This window comes from Neptunomonas sp. ABH4_499 (assembly GCF_056160565.1).
This window is the reverse complement of the sequence record NZ_JBSWXK010000004.1, coordinates 48,409-62,916: the sequence shown is the minus strand read 5'-3', so window position 1 is coordinate 62,916 and position 14,508 is coordinate 48,409. Positions and strand designations below refer to the sequence as shown.

Annotated in this window: 12 protein-coding genes; 3 read left to right on the top strand and 9 right to left on the bottom strand. The window is 49.3% G+C overall.

Translation table 11 applies throughout. The features are described 5' to 3' along the window. Positions 1 to 5 precede the first annotated feature (5 nt). Entirely contained in the window at positions 6 to 1,067 is a 1,062-nt protein-coding gene (gene corA / locus ACXAF9_RS05145; protein WP_475071256.1) for a magnesium/cobalt transporter CorA, read from the bottom strand. 118 nt (positions 1,068 to 1,185) lie between these two features. Here corA and ACXAF9_RS05140 point away from each other — a divergent pair, with 118 nt between their 5' ends. Continuing rightward, positions 1,186 to 3,015, top strand: a complete 1,830-nt coding sequence (locus ACXAF9_RS05140) for a sensor domain-containing diguanylate cyclase (RefSeq protein WP_475071254.1) — start codon at positions 1,186 to 1,188, stop codon at positions 3,013 to 3,015. A 63-nt stretch (positions 3,016 to 3,078) separates the two neighbouring features. On the opposite strand, the gene ACXAF9_RS05135 is transcribed toward ACXAF9_RS05140, so the two are convergent. The 6 genes from ACXAF9_RS05135 to ACXAF9_RS05110 form a co-directional block, all read right to left on the bottom strand. Then, positions 3,079 to 5,934, bottom strand: coding sequence for a valine--tRNA ligase (locus ACXAF9_RS05135; protein WP_475071251.1), 2,856 nt, complete (start codon positions 5,932 to 5,934; stop codon positions 3,079 to 3,081). Positions 5,935 to 6,145: 211 nt separating this feature from the next. Further along, on the bottom strand, positions 6,146 to 7,093 hold the full coding sequence (locus tag ACXAF9_RS05130; protein ID WP_475071248.1) for a bile acid:sodium symporter family protein: 948 nt from the start codon (positions 7,091 to 7,093) through the stop codon (positions 6,146 to 6,148). 144 nt (positions 7,094 to 7,237) lie between these two features. Then, complete coding sequence (locus ACXAF9_RS05125) at positions 7,238 to 7,960, bottom strand: YebC/PmpR family DNA-binding transcriptional regulator (RefSeq protein ID WP_475071246.1); 723 nt, start codon at positions 7,958 to 7,960, stop codon at positions 7,238 to 7,240. A 64-nt stretch (positions 7,961 to 8,024) separates the two neighbouring features. After that, on the bottom strand, positions 8,025 to 8,798 hold the full coding sequence (locus ACXAF9_RS05120) for a hypothetical protein (RefSeq protein ID WP_475071243.1): 774 nt from the start codon (positions 8,796 to 8,798) through the stop codon (positions 8,025 to 8,027). Between the two features lie 78 nt (positions 8,799 to 8,876). Then, a complete protein-coding gene (locus ACXAF9_RS05115) occupies positions 8,877 to 9,305 on the bottom strand; it encodes a DNA polymerase III subunit chi (protein WP_475071241.1) in 429 nt (142 codons plus the stop codon). Between the two features lie 3 nt (positions 9,306 to 9,308). Further along, positions 9,309 to 10,835, bottom strand: coding sequence for a leucyl aminopeptidase (locus tag ACXAF9_RS05110; RefSeq protein WP_475071239.1), 1,527 nt, complete (start codon positions 10,833 to 10,835; stop codon positions 9,309 to 9,311). Between the two features lie 132 nt (positions 10,836 to 10,967). On the opposite strand from ACXAF9_RS05110, the gene lptF reads away from it, so the two are divergent. Further along, positions 10,968 to 12,080, top strand: coding sequence for an LPS export ABC transporter permease LptF (gene lptF / locus ACXAF9_RS05105; protein ID WP_475071237.1), 1,113 nt, complete (start codon positions 10,968 to 10,970; stop codon positions 12,078 to 12,080). Then, a complete protein-coding gene (gene lptG / locus ACXAF9_RS05100; RefSeq protein WP_475071235.1) occupies positions 12,077 to 13,141 on the top strand; it encodes an LPS export ABC transporter permease LptG in 1,065 nt (354 codons plus the stop codon). Before lptF ends, lptG begins: the two co-directional genes overlap by 4 nt. A gap of 8 nt (positions 13,142 to 13,149) precedes the next feature. On the opposite strand, the gene ACXAF9_RS05095 is transcribed toward lptG, so the two are convergent. Then, positions 13,150 to 13,629: an RDD family protein gene (locus tag ACXAF9_RS05095; RefSeq protein ID WP_475071232.1), complete on the bottom strand. Its 480-nt coding sequence runs from the start codon at positions 13,627 to 13,629 to the stop codon at positions 13,150 to 13,152. 9 nt (positions 13,630 to 13,638) lie between these two features. Then, positions 13,639 to 14,442 carry a tetratricopeptide repeat protein gene (locus tag ACXAF9_RS05090; RefSeq protein ID WP_475071230.1) on the bottom strand — a complete coding sequence of 268 codons (804 nt, stop codon included), beginning with the start codon at positions 14,440 to 14,442 and terminating at the stop codon, positions 13,639 to 13,641. Between the last annotated feature and the right edge of the window lie 66 nt (positions 14,443 to 14,508).

The following is a 14,508-nucleotide window of genomic DNA, read 5'->3' as shown; positions in this document are numbered from 1 at the left end:
TTAGCTTATAACCAGCGCTTTTTATGAAAATAGAACCACAAAATACTAGGGATAATCACAAAGCAACCCAAGAGTGTCGGGTATCCCCATTTCCAGTGGAGCTCTGGCATCCAGTCAAAGTTCATCCCGTAGATGCCGGTCAGGAAGGTCAGCGGGATGAAAATACTGGAGAAGATCGTCAACACCTTCATGATCTCATTCATTCGGTTGTTGATGTTCGAGATATGAATATCCATCAAACCGGACAGTATTTCTCGGTAGGACTCCAAGCTTTCGGTGATATGCACGGTGTGGTCGAGCACATCGCGTAAGTAGATTGGGGTTTTCTCGTGGACCAATCCTGATTCGCAGCGAATAAAGCCACTCAGTAATTCACGAAGCGGTGAAACGCTTCGACGAATCTGGATCAGGTCTCGTTTAATTGTCTGTACCTCCGAGATTAAGTCGGTGCTGCGTCCTAACATCACCTGATTTTCCAACGAGTCGATTTGCTCATCCATCCGGTCAATCAAGGTGAAATAGTGGTCTACCACCAAGTCCAAAATGGCGTAAGCCAGATAGTCCGTTCCGGCGGCGCGCAGTCGTCCTTTTGCCGAGTTGAGTTGCTTGATCAGTGGCTCAAAAAAGTCATCATCGCGCTCACGAAACAGCAGCAAATGCTGATCCAGCACCACCATGCTGATCTGTTCATACTCGATCGCTTGGTCGGCTTCTTGCGGCGTTAAGATTCGACGAAACACAAGAAAAAGATAATGCTCGTACTCTTCAAACTTTGGACGCTGGTGGGTGTTCACAATGTCTTCAACCACTAATGGGTGAATCTTGAACCGGTCGCATAATTGAGCAATGTCGGATACCGCATTCAGGCCCGATGTACTGATCCAGCAGCGTTGATGCTGGCTTAGATCTTTATCAAATACTTGATCATAGGGCGTTTTTTGAACATCGGATGCCGTGTAGATCAGCGCATGGGTCGCAGTGTGCGCATGATGAATTTGACCTATGTGAGTGGGGGTTCCTGCGGGCAGTCCTGCTTTGATGGCGCGTGAATGCGGGTGCCGTTTCATAAGGTTTCCTTGGTGACAGAATGAAGGTCAAATTGCATCCAGAGTATGTAAGCAAGAATTGATGGGCTGGTCTAGACTCAAAGAGACGCAAGGATGCATAATCAATGGAGATATCTCTTTGAAACCATGGTGTTTACCCCTTTGCCTATTGCTGATACTGATCAGTCGCCACATCGGTGCATCGGAGCCGATTGGTGTGGGGTATGACTTTAAGAGTATCTCGATAGGCCCTAACGTTGAATATTACGAAGACAAGGACAGCCTTAAATCGTTCGCAGATGTGCAGTCAACCACCATAGATTGGAAAACATCGGACATGCCGCAGTTGAGCTTTGGCTTTTCCGATTCCGCTTACTGGGTGCGCATACCCATCATTAATGACACCGCCAGAGGCGTCTCATTGGTGTTGGATATTAACAATCCTTTCCTTGATCGGGTCGATCTGTTTGTAAAACGCCTTTTTGAGCTTGATCATTCAAAAGCGGGGGATACGCAACCGTTCAATGAGCGGCCGATCAAACACCCCAATCTGCTTCTGCCGTTCGAGTTGCAGCCCTATGATGAGGTCGAGTTGTTTATCCGGGTAGAGAGCAAGGGGACCATCCAAATCCCGATGACCTTGCGTACCCAATCCAACTTTATAGAGCATAACTTTGTCGCTAACTCTTTAAGCAACCTGTTTTACGGTGTGCTCTTGGCCATCAGTTTGTACCACTTGATGGTGTACCTAACGGTGAAAGATGAGTTGTATCTTTTATACACCTTCCTTTACATCAGCATCATCGGTATTTATCTATCGACCGATGGCGTACCCAATATTTTGTTCTGGCCCGAACACCCGGAATTTACCAATTACTTTTTGATCCTATCGATAGGCTTATCAATTTTCTTCCCGTGTTATTTCAGCTACGGTGTACTGAACCTAAAAGAAGAGCGCCCGCGTTGGGGTTATGTGATGCGGGCGATCGGCCTTTTAGGCCTAGTAAACGGCTTGCTGGGTTTTGTGGTGCCTTATCACGAGCATCTGCGTTGGATTTTATTGTGCAGCATGATCTCGATTGTTGTGAACTTAGCCTGTTACTTGGTGCGTACACTGGATGGTTTCCGCTCCGCTAAATTGATGTTGTTATCGGGCTTGTGTGCAAGTGTAGGCTTTACGGTGTCCATTCTGGCTAATTTCGGTTGGATTCCCAGTACTACATTGACAGAAAAGGCGCCTTACTTAGGCATCATCTTAATGGCGATGATGCAGGCATATGCGTTGGCCAATCGTATCTCGCTAGAGCGGGAGTTGTTAGCCCAAGAGCAGCATGATTTGATCGAAACGCAAAAAATGATCAATCAAAATTTAGATGCCATGATCAAAGAGCGAACCTACGAGCTTGAAGAGGCAAACCGCCGCTTGGTTGAGCTCAGCACAACAGACCCACTTACCAAGCTTAGAAACCGGCGTCACTTTGACGATATATACCGAACCGCCTTCCGCCATGCAGCACGCAACCAACGTCCGTTATCGATGTTGCTGCTCGATATCGACCACTTCAAACGCGTCAACGATACCTATGGCCACCAATTTGGTGATCTGTGTTTAATCCAGTCAGCCAAACACATATTGGATTGCGTCCGTCGCCCAACCGATGTCGTGGCCCGATACGGCGGAGAGGAGTTTGTGATTTTACTGCCCGAAACCGACATTGATGGTGCTATCTTAATCGGTGAAATGCTCAACGAGCGTTTCAGAAATGCACACATCACAGCCGCAGGTATCGACATCATTGTGACCGTCAGTATCGGGGTCGTCAGTATGGTGCCGGACATTGATACCTACGAAGATCAACTCTTAAGCGAAGCGGATAAACTGCTGTACGTCGCGAAGGACAGAGGACGGGACCGCTTAGAATGGCGTCGACTGAACCCGACGGCGTTTGAATATGATGGCGTAGAATAAATTGACGACTTAAATAAAAACGGACGCCTTCGCGTCCGTTTTTTTATCAAGCGGCTGTGAGTATCACAGCGCTTCGATCTTAGCGTATTGATCGGTCAGTTTAGACAGCGATGTTTTCGCCTCTGTCAGCTTCTCTTGCTCTTTCGCAACAACGGCTTCTGGGGCATTGGCGACAAACTTCTCGTTAGAGAGTTTGCCTTCCACGCGGCTCACTTCTTTGCTGAGTTTGTCGATCTCTTTCTTCAAGCGCGCAAGTTCTGCATCTTTATCGATCAAACCGGCCATTGGAACCAAGACTTCCATCTCACCAACCAGTTGGGTGGCCGACATCGGCGCTTCATCACCAGCGTTTAACCAAGTAATGGAGCTCAGTTTCGCAAGCTTAGTCAGGAAGGTGCGGTTTTCATCCAGACGACGTTGATCTTCTGCGCTGCCATTGTTGATCAAAATATCCAGTTCTTTGGCAGGGGAGATGTTCATCTCACCACGAATGTTACGGATACCGATGATCACGCCTTTCAACCATTCGATGTCGGATTCGGCTTGCTCATCACGCTTGCTCATGTCGGCAACCGGGTACTCTTGCAGCATGATGGTATCGCCGGATTTACCGGTCAGATCTTTGACTTGCTGCCAGATCTCTTCAGTGATGTACGGCATGATTGGGTGCGCAAGACGCAGCAATACTTCCAGAACACGTACCAGAGTACGACGCGTACCGCGTTTGGCTTCAACGCTGGCGTTTTCATCCCACAATACCGGTTTTGATAACTCAAGGTACCAGTCGCAGTATTCGTTCCAGATAAACTCGTAAAGCGCCGAAGACGCCAAATCAAAACGGTACTCATCAAAGTGCTTAGTAACTTCCGCTTCAAGGGATTGCAGGCGGCTTGAGATCCAACGATCCGCCAGTGACAACTCAACCGCTTCGCCATTTACACCACAATCTTCGCCTTGGGTGTTCATCAACACATAACGTGCTGCGTTCCAAAGCTTGTTACAGAAGTTACGGTAGCCTTCAAGGCGCTTCATATCCCAGTTGATATCACGACCGGTGGTCGCCAACGCCGCTAGGGTGAAGCGCAGAGCATCCGTACCATGAGCAGCAATCCCTTCTGGGAACTCTTTCTCGGTACGCTTGCCGATCTTCTCGGCAAGTTGTGGTTGCATCATGTTGCCAGTGCGTTTTTCGAGAAGCTCTGGCAGAGAGATACCGTCGATCATATCCAGTGGGTCCAACACGTTCCCTTTGGATTTCGACATCTTATCGCCGTGCTCATCACGGATAAGACCGGTCACGTAAACCGTTTTGAACGGTACTTGCGGCTTGCCGTCTTCATCTTTCATAAAGTGCATGGTCATCATGATCATGCGCGCTACCCAGAAGAAGATGATGTCAAAACCGGTCACCAACACATCGGTTGGGTGGAAGGTCTTTAAACGGTCGGTATTTTCTGGCCAGCCCAGTGTGCCGAACGTCCACAGTGCCGAGCTGAACCAGGTATCCAATACATCGTTATCTTGGGTCAGTTCGATGTCGGCCGCTAGGTTGTACTTGGTGCGTGCCGCTTCTGCGGTGTTAGCAACGTAGACATTACCTTGCGCATCGTAGAACGCAGGGATGCGGTGGCCCCACCACAATTGACGGGAGATGCACCAATCTTGAATGTCACGCATCCAAGCGAAGTACATGTTCTCGTATTGTTTAGGTACAAACTTGATATCGCCATTCTCGACCGCTTCGATGGATGGTTTTGCCAGCGTTTTCGCATCCGCAAACCATTGGTCGGTCAGCATTGGTTCGATCACCACACCACCACGATCGCCGTACGGCACGGTCATGTCGTTCTCTTCAATTTTTTCCAGCAAGCCTAATGCTTCGAAGTCGGCGATAACGGCTTTACGCGCTGCAAAACGCTCCATACCACGGTATTTTTCTGGCAGTGTGGTGTCGATGTCATGGTTGACGGATCCATCACTGTTAAAGGCCTGAGCTTCTTCACGGATATCCGCGCTGAAGGTCAAAATATTGACCATCGGCAATTCGCAGCGCTTACCCACTTCATAGTCATTGAAGTCGTGCGCAGGTGTGATCTTCACACAGCCGGTGCCTTTTTCCATGTTGGCGTAATCATCCGCCACAATTGGAATACGACGACCCACCAGTGGTAGCTCAACAAACTTACCGATCAGGTCTTGGTAACGCTCATCTTCAGGGTTCACCGCCACACCGGTATCACCGAGCATGGTTTCAGGTCGAGTTGTACCAACAATGATGTAATCTTTGCCATCTTGTGTTTTGGCACCGTCCGCTAATGGGTAGCGCAGGTACCACATCTTGCCCTTAACCTCTTTGTTTTCCACTTCAAGGTCAGAGATGGCGGTGTGCAGTTTCGGGTCCCAGTTGACCAAGCGCTTGCCACGGTAGATCAAGCCTTCATCGTAAAGGCGGATAAACACTTCTTGGACGGCATTGTAGAAGCCCGTGTCCATGGTGAAGCGCTCGTTCGGCCAATCCACAGAGTTACCCAAGCGACGCATCTGGCCGGTAATGGTACCGCCGGACTCGCTTTTCCACTCCCAGATTTTTTCAATAAACGCATCGCGGCCTAAATCGTGACGCGTCTCGCCCGTTTCGGCCGCTAATTTACGCTCAACCACCATTTGGGTTGCGATACCCGCGTGGTCTGTACCTACCTGCCATAACGTGTTCTTGCCTTTCATGCGCTGATAACGCACCAACGAGTCCATGATGGTGTGCTGGAACGCGTGGCCCATGTGCAAGCTGCCGGTGACGTTCGGCGGCGGGATCATAATGCAGTAGCTGTCGCCTTCGCCGGATGGGGCAAAGTAGTTACGCTCTTCCCAGGTTTTATACCAGGACTTTTCAATCTCGCTCGGCTGGTAGGTTTTTTCCATGATGTCTTGTCAATCTCTTGGCGTTCTGTGTGCTCTTAACCGTTAAAAAGATAGAAGATGCACAAAGGTCTAAAAAAGTTGGGGGAAAGTATACCGTTTGTGACAGTTTCAAAGAAGGTTTAACGGCAAATCCACTCAGTACATCGTCACTTAATGGGCGGATGGGGGGAAAATAAAAAGCGGGCCGTGTGGCTGCCCGCTGTGGGATGGGCTAAAGCTCCTTGGCGACATTACCTGTTGGCATCGAAGGCTCAGTCTTATCGACAGGCTTCTTACTCCAATAACTTGCAATCAGCGAGCCAGAAATATTGTGCCAAACACTGAAAATAGAGCCCGGCAGTGCAGCCGCAGGGGTAAAGAATTTAATCGCTAATGCCGAGGCCAAACCTGAGTTTTGTAGGCCGACCTCGAATGCGATGGTGCGGCAGATGCGCTTATCAAAACCAAGCAGTGCTGTAACGGAGTAGCCGAGCAACAAACCGATGCCGTTATGGATGACGACGGCTAGGGCCACCAGTGCACCGACACTTGCCAGTTTTTCGGCACTGAGAGCGACAACAATCGCAATGATAAAGACGATCGCAAACATAGAGATGTATGGCAGAGCCGCTTCGGTTTTACGCACTGCATCGTGAGCAAATGAGTTGATCAAAACGCCGATCGCAACGGGGATTAACACAATTTTCACCAGACTCATCAGCATAGAGCTGACCGGAACATCCACTGCGGTGCCGATCATCCAAGAAACCAGTAGCGGTGTGAGTACAACGCCCAGTAAGGTGGAGATCGCGGTCATAGAAATCGACAGCGCCGTATCGCCTTTGGCGAGATAACACATCACATTGGATGATGTGCCACCTGCAACACTGCCGACCAGCAGCATGCCGACGGTTAGTTCCTCGTCAAAGCCGAACAGTGTGGCAATCAACAAAGCGGTGATCGGCATCACTAAAAACTGCAGCAGTACTCCGACGCCAACGGCTTTGGTGTTTTTACCGACCTGTTTGAAGTCTTTTGGACTGAGTGTAAGTCCCATGGCCAGCATAATGACCATTAATAGTGGGATAATATACCCCTTAAACGGGATGAAAAATTCAGGCAGAAAGTAAGCCAGCGCCGACAAGAGTACGGCCCAAAGCGGGAACAGTTGGATAACCATCTAACGACTCCTAATTGTTATTGTGAACATCCATGAGGGCGGGAGAGTCGCCTCAACCTACCTATGGTAGAGAGTCAAAAGAGGATGGTCGAGATAGGAAAAGAGCATTACAGAAAACGATGTAATGCTCTTAAATGGGGCGTGTTATACGTTTTCAACGTTATGGAAGACGTTCTGCACATCATCCAAATCGTTCAGCATGTTCATGAATTTTTCGAACATAGCGGTATCATCATCGCTTTGCAGTTCGGTCATTACTTTTGGTACGAACTGGATTTCAGCCACTTCAAAATCAATGCCTTCAAACGCGGATTCCAATGCTTGTTTTGCGTTGAAAAACTCGGTGTTTGGGGTCAATACGTTGATCATGTCGTCTTCAAGTTCAACATCGCTCACATCAACGTCGGCTTCCATTAAGGCTTCCAAAACGGCGTCTTCGTCATCGCCTTTGAAGACAAAAACCGCCGCATGATCAAACATGTGGGCAACGGAACCCTGAGTACCAATTTTAGACTTAGTTTTGGTAAAGCAGTTACGCACATCGCCAAAGGTACGGTTTGGGTTATCGGTTAAACACTCGATAATCACCATGCAGTTAGCTGGGCCATAACCTTCGTAACGTGCAGGGGAGAAATCTTCACCCGCTCCACCTTGAGCTTTTTGCAGGGCCTTGTCGATGACGTGGCCAGGGACTTGCTCTTTTTTAGCGCGTTCGATCATTGAGCGAAGCGCTAAGTTACCGTCCGGGTCCGCGCCACCGGATTTAGCACAGACGTAAATTTCACGTCCGTAACGGCTGTAGAGTTTTGCTTTCATGTCGGATGTTTTCGCCATCGCGACTTTGCGGTTTTGATAGGCACGGCCCATAGGGTGCTCCAAATAAAAAAATCAGAGGAACAGTGCTGCAAAATTAGAGCACTTTCTTGGTATTTTAATCGAGTTCTTCGTTTCTAAGAAACTTAATTACTCGCTCAGTTCTTGATTGCACATCTTCCAGTAGATGCTGCCTTACGATGAGCGCCTCTGACTCGGTTACATTATCCCAGTCTTCAGGCTCTTCGTAACCTTCGATACTTGATAGCCCTGTAGAAGCCATTCTGAAAGTGTTCGAAAGAGGTTTTCCTTGTGTAAGGTCGGCATAGGGATTAAGTGTATAGATGTGCCAATCAAATCCAAATGATGCAGTTGCGAAACCAATTCCAAACATGGAGCGCGAGTACAACCCTGGATGTGACATCTTACGATAAGAGCAGTCCGACATACCGCATTCGATGCTTACTAATAGGTTTTCTGAGCTTTGCATTACAAAGAGAGCGTCAAGCTCCAAGGTGTTCTTTACGTAGTCTGCAGCAGGTTGTTGTTCAGGTGTGATTCGCCACTCTTTATCTGAGTAAGTAATCAGAGGCTCTTTTTTGGGGAAGCCCTCAATCGATCCTTTAGGAATAATAACAGTCTCAAAGCCTGCATTTTTAAGCTTAGTAACCACTACTTGCTCAAGTTGATTCTGGTAATCCCAATCGTATGGAAGCGTTTTCTCTTCATTATTGAACGCTGTTGTTCCGATGTGCTGATGATGTAACTCTTCAGGAACATCAATATAAACACCAATTCTTGCGCCTTGCTGAATATCTGTAGATGGGATTTCAGGAGTTCCCATACAGCCAAGTAAAATCAATGATGATAAGCACAGAAGTAAAATGCGCATTATTGTATCCTTTCAATATAAAGCGCGGATTTTATCATTAAATTAGATTTAAAAAGAATGACCTACGTCGATAAGTTCTCAACGTCGCATATCGTGCAAAGCGGTTTTCCAACCTTGCGATTGGTAGTCCTTAAAACGCGCGCGGGTGATTTCTAGAACGGTGTCTTGTTGAATCACAATCTCTGTGACACGCGAAAACGCATCACTGGATACCTTAGGCAGAACCGAGAGATTCATTAAAAGATCCGGTTCTTTAGGCGTGTGCGTTTCATCCCAACCGATCTCAATGGGGCTGTAGCCCTCTTGGGTGATCAGCTTGCTGGGTAAAAACGACTCGGCTTCACTGTGCCATAGGCGTTCGTGAATGGTTTCGGCTTCCGATTGGGAGTCGGTAAGAATATAGATGCGGTGTCCCGCGCCCAAGGCGCGAGTCACCAGTTTGCCCATAAACCGATATCGGCTGTCGATATCGGCTTGGGGCAGTACGTAAAAATCCGCTTGCTTCATGAATCAGTGGGCGTGGTCATGCTCGTGATCTTCATCGATCACATCGGCCGCTTGATTCATCAAGTACTGGGACAGTAACGGTACACAACGGCCTGACGCGCCTTTGTCTTTACCGCCGCTCACCCAAGCGGTACCTGCGATATCCAAGTGCGCCCAACGGTACGCTTTTGTGAAGCGTGACAGGAAGCACGCCGCGGTAACGGTACCTGCACCGGCGTTACCGATGTTAGCAATGTCGGCAAAATTGCTGTCCAACTGCTCTTGGTAATCGTCCCACAACGGTAGACGCCATACACGGTCATCCGCGTAATCACCGGCCAGAGTAATCTCATCGGCCAGTTCTTCGTCGTTGGTTAACAGGCCAGACGCCACATGACCCAGTGCAACGATGCATGCGCCGGTTAAGGTTGCAATATCCACAACGGTTTTTGGCTTAAAACGCTCAACATACGTCAGGGCGTCACACAAGACCAGACGGCCTTCAGCGTCGGTGTTAAGAATCTCGACCGTTTGGCCGGACAGAGTCGTTACGATGTCGCCTGGTTTAGTAGCATTGCTGCTTGGCATGTTTTCAGCGGAGGCGATCACACCGATGATGTTGATCGGCAATTCCATTTCAGCCACTGCGTGCATGGTGCCCATGACGGAGGCTGCGCCACACATATCGAACTTCATCTCGTCCATTTTTGTGCCAGGCTTCAAGGAGATACCGCCCGTATCGAACGTGATGCCCTTACCGACGATCACGTGTGGTGCTTCATCGGCTTCGCCGCCATTGTATTTGATCACGATCAGACGTGATGGCTCTGCGCTACCGCGACCAACGGACAGCAACGAACCCATGCCGAGCTTTTCCATCTCATCTTCATCAAGGATGTCGCAGGTAACGGCATCAAACTCAGACGCCAACTCTTGCGCTTGGTCGGCCAGATACGTTGGTGTGCAAACATTGCCCGGCAAGTTACCCAAATCGCGCGCAACGTTCATGCCGTTTGCGATCGCTGTTGCGTCAACCAAGCCGCTCTCGCCATCTTCGGAGTCCGCTTCACTCATTACAATCGTAAAGCGCTCAATGCTATGCGGGTCGGCTTTTTTGCTTTTCGTGTAATCGTATTGGTACAGCTCTGCCGTGGTCAGTTGGGCTAATAAACGCGCATAGCGGTAAGCGTCTTCTTGATCCGATGCTTTGTTATCCAGCGCAACCGAGATGTCTTTCAGGCTGGATGACTTAACCGTCGACAAAATCGCCTTAACGACTTTTTTCAGGTTGCGGTCGTGACGGTCAGCTTCTTTACCAAGACCTACCAACAAAACGCGCTTGGCGCTAACGCCTGCGACCTTGTGCAGCAATAAAGACTCGGCGGTTTTACCTTTAATATCACCTGATTGAACTAACTCAGTGATCAAACCGTTACTTACGCTGTCTACTTCTTGAGCGGACGGGGTCAACACACCCTCAGCTTCGATACCAACAACCAAACATTCGGTTTCTAACGCAGTGACGGCGCCATGTACAATTTCAAAATCCATAATCGCTCCAAACAAGACATTACAGCGGCTTTGAGTGATAATGCCGGCCTAAGTTTCGGCCAACCTATGAGTGTTGGCACTATAAACCATTTGCGATTGGTTTCATAAACGCTTTTAGGCGGGTGTTTTGTTTTGATTATTTTTCGTTACCTTTCCCGTCAGATTCTTGTCAGTACCTTTGCAGTTACGGCTGTGCTTACGTTGATTATCGTCAGTGGCCGCCTGATCAAGTTTTTGACCTACGCCGCATCCGGCGAACTCTCTCCTGAATTTGTTCTGCAATCGGTGGGCTACCGTATCCCAGGCATGCTGATGCTGATTTTACCGCTGGGGCTCTTTCTGGGTGTGTTGCTCTCGTATGGGCGCATGTATTTGCAAAGTGAGATGGTGGTGCTGCAAGCGGGGGGCGTCAGCCATAAGCGCTTGGCAGGCTACGCGCTTGGTCCCGGTATTTTTGTTGCGCTGATCGTCGCGTTATTAGGGTTGTTTGGATCCCCTTGGGCGTGGCAACAGATGGATCGCATGTACCAAGAGCAGAGCGAGCAAAGTGAGCTGGATCTACTCACGGCTGGGCGTTTCCAATCATTTTCGGGCAGCGAACGAACGCTTTATACCAGCGGCGTCGAGAACGATACGTTAAAGCTGATCTTTGTCTCTGAACACAAGCAAGATGATGAGCAAATTCAGATTGTTTTGGCCGAATCCGGTCGAAAGCTCGAATCCGAGGACAGTGACGCTCGTTACATTGTGTTAAATAACGGGGTTCGCTACGCCGGTGTACCTGGGCAAGCGAATTACGAAGCGGTGAGCTTTGATGAATATGGCTTCCAGTTACCCCCTTCGAACCTTCGTCGTCGCTCGGCTGATGTGAATGCACTATCACTGCAAGAGCTACTGGCCGATAACAGTGCCAAAGCGCAAGCCGAACTCCAGTGGCGCTATTCTTTGCCCTGTTTGGTGTTGATCATCACGCTGATTGCTGTGCCGATGTCGCGTACCAACCCACGCCAAGGCCGCTATGCGAAACTGATCCCCTCGATCTTGCTTTATATGCTGTACCTAACCTTATTAACCTCGTTGAAAGGCCAAATCGAGGATGAGAAAGCGCCGGCTTACAGTTTGTGGGGTGTGCATGCCGCTTTCTTAGTGCTGGCGTTATCGCTGTTGTTTGCCGGCGGATTTTGGGATCGAGTATTTAATGCCTTACCGTCGCTTCCCGCCATTAAAGGGAGGAAAAAAGCATGATGACCAAATTAGACCGTTACATCGCTGTGCAGATGCTAGGTGCTGTGTGTCTGATCCTATTGATCGTTGTGGGTTTGGATGTCGTGTTTGCTTTTGTGGATGAGGCCGAAGATTTAAGCGACACCTATCAAATAAAGGACTTGCTCTATTATTTGATGCTGCGTATCCCGAGCCAACTGTACGAGTTTCTACCCTTAGCCAGTTTGATCGGAGCTTTAGTTGGCCTTGGTGTTTTGGCCAGCAACAGTGAACTGACCGTGATGCGTGCGGCCGGTATTTCGATTAAGCGCATTGTTTTGTCGGTGTTTAAACCGGCGTTGATGCTAGGCGTGTTGGTTGTACTGCTGGGTGAGTATGTGGTGCCAAACACCGAGCAAATGGCCGAAAGCTCGCGTGCGTTAGCGCAATCGGGCGGGCAGGCGATCCGTTCTAAAAATGGTATTTGGCACCGCCAAGGTAACGAGTTTATCCACATCAATGCGGTGGCTTTGGATGGTCAAATTTACGGTGTAACGCGCTTCAAATTTGATGAGTCGCGTAACCTTAAAGAGAGCAGCTTTGCCGAAACGGGCGTCTACAAAGAGGATGGCTGGGATTTAAAAGGCGTTCGTGCAACCGAGTTATTTGATGATCGGACCCAAACCCGAGTGGTGGATGCTGAGTTTTGGCCATCGGAGCTGACCCCCGCTTTGCTGTCAGTTGTGGTGGTGGAACCGGTGGATCTGTCCATTCAAGGGCTGTGGTCTTACACCCAATACCTACAAGATCAAGGCTTAAACACCGACGCGTACCAGTTAGCGTTCTGGAGCAAAATCTTACAACCGGCGGGCATCTTAGCTTTGGTTCTGGTCGCTGTGTCTTTTGTCTTTGGTCCCTTACGGAGTGTGACCGTAGGTCAGAGGATTATTGCAGGTGTGATTGTTGGTTTGGTGTTTAAGTTTTCGCAGGATTTACTGGCTCCGGCCAGCTCCATCCTTGGGTTTACACCGCTGTTGGCCTCGTTACTGCCTATTGTGATCTGCTTCTTTGTCGGTTGGTTACTGCTGCGACGGGCCGGGTAAAATATAGATTAAGCCGCTGAAGCATCAGCGGCTTTTTTGTTTTTCTTAGGTAGCAGCACAACACGTGTATGAGTGATACGGTCGTGCAGAGTCAGGCGTTCATCACCCCACAGCATAGCAAGATACCCCAAGCCAAAAAGCAGCATCGAAAGCGCCCCCAATAAAAAACGCTTAAGCGATGTACTGTAACTTAAGCGTCCCCCTTCAATGGTTTGTACCCGAAGTCGCCACGCCATCATGCCAATGGTTTGTCCTGAGTGTGTCCACGCGTACGCACAATAGGCAAAAGCGGCAATGAGTAAGTTGCTTTGATAGAAGGGGCGTTGCGTCTCTGAAATCGCTTCGCCTTGGTTGATGGCAATCCATACACCGCTAACAAAAAACAAAATCGCCGCAAGAATAAACGCATCGTATACCCAAGCGGCCAAACGCCTCAGTAAATTGGCGTGTTGAACGTGGGTTTGGTCAAAAGCGGAATGAATGCTCATAACCCAGCCTTATTGGTTAAAGGGCTCAACGAATTCGCTCGCGTACTCATTGGCGAGGGATTGCGCCTCGGCAACTTGTTCATCCTTTAGCTTCATCAAAAGGCGAGTTTCGATGGTTTTTGCAGTTCGGTTGCCCAGCATGGCTGCGTTGTGAATCCAGGCATAGGCGATCACATCGTGTGCATGGCTCTGGTCTTGTCCGTAACCGTTCGAATACATTACGCCTAAAAAGAACATCGCATCGGTAAGGCCTTGGCCTGCGGCGGTTCGGTACCAGTGCTCGGCCTTAACTAAATTTTGCTCTACGCCGGTACCGAAGTGGTAGCAACGTGCAATGTTGTTCTGGGCTTTCAAAAAACCTTGGTCGGCGGCTTTTTTGTACAACTCATACGCTTTGGCAGGGTCACGCTCTGTGCCATAACCAAACTCGTACATCTCGCCTGCGCGGTTTAACGCGGCAGGCTCACCGGCGTCGATTTTCGCTGCTAGCGCATCCAGCTCTTGTTTGTATTCCTGATTTTTTAGGGCGCGAAGGCTGTTGATAGAAGGCAGGTGACCCACACGGGCTCCGCGGTCGTACAGCTTTTTCGCTAGCTCGATGTCTTGGTCAACCCCCAAGCCTTGTTCATAGAGTTTGCCCATCAAATTAGAAGCGTCGGCGTTACTGTCTTTCATCAAGAGGTTAAGCTGCTCTATCGCTTCGGGATAGGCGCCTCGTTCGATGGCGTCTTGCGCCTCTTGGAGGGAGGCGGCATGGCTTAGGCTGATCTGCATGGTCAGCAAGGTGGCGGTAAACAGGGTACGTAATTTCATAAATGCATTGCCCTTGGTGTCATCGCACGCTGGCTTTGGCGTAGAAAATTGCAGCGCTGGTTCAAT

Coding starts and splice junctions, on each gene's coding strand:
- ACXAF9_RS05135 (WP_475071251.1), bottom strand. CDS start 5,934: ATGGAAAAAACCTACCAGCCGAGCGAGATTGAAAAGTCCTGGTATAAA.
- ACXAF9_RS05115 (WP_475071241.1), bottom strand. CDS start 9,305: ATGAAGCAAGCGGATTTTTACGTACTGCCCCAAGCCGATATCGACAGC.
- ACXAF9_RS05095 (WP_475071232.1), bottom strand. CDS start 13,629: ATGAGCATTCATTCCGCTTTTGACCAAACCCACGTTCAACACGCCAAT.
- corA (WP_475071256.1), bottom strand. CDS start 1,067: ATGAAACGGCACCCGCATTCACGCGCCATCAAAGCAGGACTGCCCGCA.
- ACXAF9_RS05090 (WP_475071230.1), bottom strand. CDS start 14,442: ATGAAATTACGTACCCTGTTTACCGCCACCTTGCTGACCATGCAGATC.
- ACXAF9_RS05125 (WP_475071246.1), bottom strand. CDS start 7,960: ATGGGCCGTGCCTATCAAAACCGCAAAGTCGCGATGGCGAAAACATCC.
- ACXAF9_RS05120 (WP_475071243.1), bottom strand. CDS start 8,798: ATGCGCATTTTACTTCTGTGCTTATCATCATTGATTTTACTTGGCTGT.
- ACXAF9_RS05130 (WP_475071248.1), bottom strand. CDS start 7,093: ATGGTTATCCAACTGTTCCCGCTTTGGGCCGTACTCTTGTCGGCGCTG.
- ACXAF9_RS05110 (WP_475071239.1), bottom strand. CDS start 10,835: ATGGATTTTGAAATTGTACATGGCGCCGTCACTGCGTTAGAAACCGAA.
- lptG (WP_475071235.1), top strand. CDS start 12,077: ATGATGACCAAATTAGACCGTTACATCGCTGTGCAGATGCTAGGTGCT.